This window comes from Christiangramia aestuarii, from assembly GCF_009735585.1.
GTDB lineage: Bacteria > Bacteroidota > Bacteroidia > Flavobacteriales > Flavobacteriaceae > Christiangramia > Christiangramia aestuarii.
Window position 1 is genome coordinate 1 of record NZ_VJVW01000079.1, and the last position, 457, is coordinate 457.

A 457-nucleotide genomic window follows, 5' to 3' on the forward strand; every position below is an offset into this window, starting at 1 on the left:
GACGCCGCGCGGGTGGACTTCTCCCTGCGCCGCCTGGTGCACTACACCGGCAGCGACTGGCGCCACGTGCAGCCGTGGATCCTGCTGACCAACTACCACCGCTACGTCGACCAGTTCATCCGCCTCGGCCTGACCCGCCTGCGCGAGGACCCGCGCTTCGTGCGCATGGTCCTGCCGGGCAACGTGATCATCGAACGCGGGATGGACGAAGGCGAGGCCAACGCCATCGTCGCCGGGGTGGTCTGGCACCGCTACCAGATGCCGGCCTACCACCTGATCGCCGCCGATGGCGACGGCATCACGCTGGTCAACATCGGGGTCGGCCCGTCCAACGCGAAGAACATCACCGACCACCTGGCGGTGTTGCGTCCGCATTGCTGGCTGATGATCGGCCACTGCGGCGGCCTGCGGCAGTCGCAGACCATCGGCGACTACGTACTGGCGCACGCCTACATGC

1 pseudogene is annotated in these 457 nt (G+C 68.1%); it reads left to right on the plus strand.

What is annotated here, in order from left to right:
- A pseudogene (locus tag FLP08_RS16995) lies at window positions 1-457 on the plus strand (hypothetical protein); the annotation flags it as partial.